Source organism: Bergeriella denitrificans NBRC 102155 (assembly GCF_001592185.1).
Lineage (GTDB): Bacteria > Pseudomonadota > Gammaproteobacteria > Burkholderiales > Neisseriaceae > Neisseria > Neisseria denitrificans.
The window spans coordinates 1-4007 of sequence record NZ_BCWL01000190.1; the positions used below are offsets into that span (position 1 = coordinate 1).

The window sequence follows — 4007 nt, forward strand, 5'->3', positions numbered from 1 at the left end:
CGACTATATATTGTTCACCCATATCAAAAAAGCCGTCTGAAATTTTCAGACGGCTTGGGCGGGTTTTTATCGGTTTAGCCGATAAAGCCTTTGAGATTGCGGGTTTCGGTCAGGCGGCGCAGAGCGGTCATGTAGGCGGCCAGGCGCGGGTAGGTTTGATACTGCTCCTGCGTATCCCACACTTCGTCAAAGCTCATCTTCATGTTTTTTTCCAGCTTGTCGTTGACTTCCGCCTCGCTCCAATACAGGCCGGCTTTGTTTTGCACCCATTCGTAATAGGATACGACCACGCCGCCGCCGTTGGTTAATACGTCGGGCAATACGTCGATGCCGTTGGCAAAGAAGTATTTGTCGGCATCGTTGGTGGTCGGGCCGTTGGCACCTTCGAGAATGACTTTGGCGCGGACTTTTTCCATATTGCCTGCATTGAGCTGGTTTTCCAGTGCGGCCATGAAGAGTACGTCCACATCCAGTGCCAGCAGCTCTTCCATGCTGATCATGCTCATGCCTTCTTCGGTGTAGCCGGCCAGCGAGCGGCCGTTGGCATTGGCATAGTGGTAGGCGGCTTCGATGTCGAGGCCGTTCGGGTTGTAGAAGCAGCCGTTGACATCGCCGATGGCGGTGATTTTCACGCCTTCGCGGTGCATCAGGAGCGAGCCGACGCTGCCGACGTTGCCGAAGCCCTGTACGGCCAAAGTTACGTCAGCCAGGGTTTTGCCTTTTTTGGCGAGATAGCTTTTCAGGGTAAACATGCAGCCGCGGCCGGTGGCTTCGTTGCGGCCGAGCGAGCCGCCGACCTGCAGGGGCTTGCCGGTTACTACGCCGGGTGTCCAGCGGCCTTCGAGTGCGCTGTATTCGTCGGCAAACCAGGCCATGATTTGCGGATTGGTGCCGACATCGGGCGCGGGTACGTCTTGCTCTACGCCGATAATCGGGCGGATGGCGCGCACGAATGCGCGGGTTAAGCGCTCCTGCTCGCGCTGGCTGAGGGTTTTCGGATCGACTTTGATGCCGCCTTTGCCGCCGCCGTAGGGCAGGCGGGCGATGGCGTTTTTAATGGTCATCCAGCCGGCCAGGGCGCGGACTTCGTTTTCATCGGAATCAGGGTGGAAGCGCAGGCCGCCTTTGGCCGGGCCCAAGATGGTGCTGTGCTGGGTGCGGTAGCCGGTGAAGACTTGGATTTGACCGTTGTCCATACGGATGGGCAGCGATACGGCCAGCTCGCGCTCGGGGTGGCGCAATACTTCGTAATCGTTTTGCTCGTAGCCCAGGGTCTGCGCGGCTTCGTCGAGGGTGTTGAGCAGATTTTGATACGGATTGTAATCGGACATGAAAAACTCCAAAAAGATGCGCCGTCGCGCGGGTGTGTTTTTTAAGATGCGCGCATGATACCACGAATAAACAAAGCGTGTAATCGCTTGTAGTTTAAATTTTCAGACGGCCTTTTAAGCGGTATTTATCAGCTAAAATTGGACAATATGTATAAAAATTTTCCAACATTGAAAGAAAGTATGGCCGGATTAAGAAAAAATATTGCTGTTTTGTCCAATTTGCGTATAATGGCTTCAAACATTGGATGTTATCCACCTTCACACCTTGAAACGGAGCTTAATCAAGCAAAGGAATCCCATGCAGCTGGACATCGACCGACTAATCGCTTACTTCGGCGGCGTCAACGCGCTGGCGGAGGCGCTCAAGCAGCAAGACCCCGACCATGCCGCTTCCACCGCCGCGATTTACAAATGGCGTACCCGCCGCTCCCTGCCGCTGGCGCAGTTGCAAAAGCTGACCGCCTTGGCCGAAGCGCAAGGCCGCCCCTTAGATTTAAACGCTTTCTTACAAAAACAAGACACTTTGGAGAGAACCGAAATGACGCAAACCAACCGTGTAATTATTTTCGATACCACGCTGCGCGACGGCGAGCAGTCGCCCGGTGCGGCCATGACGAAAGAGGAGAAAATCCGCATTGCCCGCCAGCTGGAAAAAATGGGCGTGGACGTTATTGAAGCCGGTTTCGCCGCCGCCAGCCCGGGCGACTTCGATGCGGTTAACTCGATTGCCAAGATTGTCACCAAATCCACAGTATGCTCGCTTTCCCGCGCAGTCGAGCGCGACATCCGCCAAGCGGGTGAAGCCGTTGCGCCCGCGCCGAAAAAGCGCATCCACACCTTTATCGCCACCAGCCCGATCCATATGGAATACAAGCTGAAGATGAAGCCCAAGCAGGTTATCGAAGCGGCGGTCAAAGCGGTGAAAATCGCTAAGGAATATACCGACGATGTGGAATTTTCCTGCGAAGACGCATTGCGCAGCGAAATCGACTTTTTGGCCGAAATCTGCGGCGCGGTGATTGAAGCCGGCGCGACCACCATCAACATTCCCGATACCGTAGGCTATTCCATTCCCTACAAAACCGAAGAATTTTTCCGTGAACTGATTGCCAAAACCCCCGGCGGCGACAAAGTCGTTTGGTCGGCCCACTGCCACAACGATTTGGGCTTGGCCGTAGCCAACTCGCTGGCTGCACTCAAAGGCGGCGCGCGCCAGGTAGAATGTACCGTCAACGGCTTGGGCGAGCGTGCGGGCAACGCCTCTATGGAAGAAATCGTGATGGCGCTGAAAGTACGCAACGATTTGTTCGGCTTTGAAACCGGCATCGACACCACCCAAATCGTACCTTCTTCCAAACTGGTGTCCACCGTTACCGGCTATCCGGTGCAGCCGAACAAAGCCATCGTCGGCGCCAACGCCTTTGCCCACGAGTCCGGCATCCACCAAGACGGCGTGCTGAAACACCGCGAAACCTACGAAATCATGTCGGCCGAGTCTGTAGGCTGGGCAACCAACCGCCTGAGCCTCGGCAAACTGTCCGGCCGCAACGCCTTCAAAACCAAGCTGGCGGAGCTGGGCATCGAGCTGGAAAGCGAAGAAGCCCTGAACGCGGCATTCGCGCGCTTTAAAGAGCTGGCTGACAAAAAACGCGAAATTTTCGACGAAGACCTGCACGCGCTGGTGTCCGACGAAATGAGCATGGCGCAAGACCAATACAAGTTCATTTCGCAAAAAATCACCACCGAAACCGGCGAATTGCCGGCGGCGGAAATCGTATTCAGCGTCAACGGCGCAGAACACCGCGCCACCGCCAACGGCTCCGGCCCGGTGGACGCGATTTTCAAAGCCATCGAAAGCGTGGCGCAAAGCGGCGCGACCTTGCAGATTTATTCCGTCAACGCGGTCACGCAGGGTACGGAAAGCCAGGGCGAAACCTCCGTGCGCCTGCAACGCGGCGAGCGCGTGGTCAACGGCCAGGGTGCGGATACCGACGTATTGGTGGCTACCGCTAAAGCCTACCTTTCCGCTTTGAGCAAGCTGGAATTCAGCCAAGCCAAAACCAAAGCACAAGGCAGCGGCACGATTTAATCCCCGCCGCGCAGCCCGCAGCCGCTGCTTGAGCGGCAGGCGGGGCGGCGCAGACCGGATTTCGATAATCGGAATTCGGTCTTTTTCATTTTTCAGACGGCCATAGCTGTTGCTACGCCCAATATAAACACATCATGACTTTATTCTATGCCTACTTGGGCTTAATCACCTCTGCCTTTACCTCGGCCACCTTGCTGCCGGGTACATCGGAAGCCGCCTTTGCCGCTTTCGCCTATCATTATCCCGATGAAATCTGGCGGGGCGGGCTGTGCGCGGGTATTGCCAACGGCTTGGGCAGCATGGTTTCTTATGCGATGGGACGGCTGCTGCCCGATAAGAAAAAGCCGTCTGAAAAAACGCTGCGCCATTTCCGCCGCTACGGAACATGGTCGCTGCTGCTCGCCTGGCTGCCTGTGATTGGCGACGCGCTGCCTTTGGCTGCGGGCTGGCTGCGTTTGGACTGGAAAAAATGCGCGCTGATGCTGATTGCCGGCAAGCTAATGCGCTACGGCGTAATCGGATTGGGCGTGGCGGGGCTGGTGTGAGGTGTATAGTCGAATAACACAGAATGGGACAAGGCAGCGAAG

The 4007-nt window shown here is 56.2% G+C and carries 3 protein-coding genes; 2 read left to right on the top strand and 1 reads right to left on the bottom strand.

What is annotated here, in order from left to right:
* Nucleotides 1-74: 74 nt before the first annotated feature.
* Entirely contained in the window at nucleotides 75-1331 is a 1257-nt protein-coding gene (locus BDE01S_RS08865; RefSeq protein WP_066080396.1) for a Glu/Leu/Phe/Val family dehydrogenase, read from the bottom strand.
* Nucleotides 1332-1629: 298 nt separating this feature from the next.
* Between BDE01S_RS08865 and BDE01S_RS08870 the strand changes: the two genes are divergently transcribed.
* Together BDE01S_RS08870 and BDE01S_RS08875 are read left to right on the top strand one after the other, a co-directional pair.
* Complete coding sequence (locus BDE01S_RS08870) at nucleotides 1630-3420, top strand: 2-isopropylmalate synthase (RefSeq protein ID WP_066080398.1); 1791 nt, start codon at nucleotides 1630-1632, stop codon at nucleotides 3418-3420.
* A 134-nt stretch (nucleotides 3421-3554) separates the two neighbouring features.
* The gene (locus tag BDE01S_RS08875; RefSeq protein WP_066080400.1) at nucleotides 3555-3965 is read left to right on the top strand and encodes a YqaA family protein; all 411 of its coding nucleotides are present in this window, start codon (nucleotides 3555-3557) and stop codon (nucleotides 3963-3965) included.
* Nucleotides 3966-4007 lie beyond the last annotated feature (42 nt).

What these genes read in the sequence shown, in the direction of transcription:
- BDE01S_RS08865 (WP_066080396.1), bottom strand. Translation starts at nt 1,331, where the DNA reads ATGTCCGATTACAATCCGTATCAAAATCTGCTCAACACCCTCGACGAA.
- BDE01S_RS08875 (WP_066080400.1), top strand. Translation starts at nt 3,555, where the DNA reads ATGACTTTATTCTATGCCTACTTGGGCTTAATCACCTCTGCCTTTACC.
- BDE01S_RS08870 (WP_066080398.1), top strand. Translation starts at nt 1,630, where the DNA reads ATGCAGCTGGACATCGACCGACTAATCGCTTACTTCGGCGGCGTCAAC.